The organism is Amycolatopsis keratiniphila subsp. keratiniphila (assembly GCF_001620365.2).
In the GTDB taxonomy this organism is placed as follows: Bacteria; Actinomycetota; Actinomycetes; order Mycobacteriales; family Pseudonocardiaceae; genus Amycolatopsis; species Amycolatopsis keratiniphila.
The window spans coordinates 2576-3175 of record NZ_LQMT02000028.1 but is presented as its reverse complement, the minus strand read 5'-3'; the positions used below and the strand labels follow the sequence as shown (position 1 = coordinate 3175).

Sequence of the window (600 nt, the reverse complement as noted above, 5' to 3'; positions counted from 1 at the left end):
CGATCCGGGAGAACCTGCTCTACGCCCGCCCGACGGCCACCGAGGACGAGCTCGTCGAGGCCTGCAAGGGAGCCCAGATCTGGGATCTCATCGAATCCCTTCCCCACGGGCTGGACACCGTCTCGGGCGATCGCGGCTACCGCATGTCCGGCGGGGAGAAGCAGAGACTGGCCATCGCCCGGTTGCTGCTGAAGGCGCCGACGGTCGTCGTGCTCGACGAAGCCACCGCGCATCTGGACTCCGAGTCGGAGGCGGCGGTGCAGGCGGCGCTCAAAACCGCCCTGCGCAGCCGGACCTCGCTGGTGATCGCCCACCGGTTGTCCACGATCCGCGACGCGGACCAGATCCTCGTGATCGACGGCGGCGGGGTCGCCGAACGCGGGACGCACGAGGAATTGCTGGCCGCGGGCGGTCTCTACGCGGATCTCTACCACACACAGTTCGCCAAACCGGAAAGCAACGGTGCCCGGCGCAACGGAAACGGGGCGGCGCACCAGGTTGTCCTTGAAGGAGAACGATGACTTCCGCAGCGCAGGCCGCCCTGACCGTGCCGGAGCTGTTCGCCCGCCGGGTGGACCTGGCACCGGACGCGGTGGCCGT

General features: G+C 69.2%; 1 protein-coding gene. It reads left to right on the top strand.

Going from position 1 to position 600, the window contains the following annotated elements:
* A partial coding sequence (locus AVR91_RS43935; RefSeq protein ID WP_228709365.1) for an ATP-binding cassette domain-containing protein occupies window positions 1–521 on the top strand: 521 nt, incomplete at its 5' end.
* Window positions 522–600: the final 79 nt, after the last annotated feature.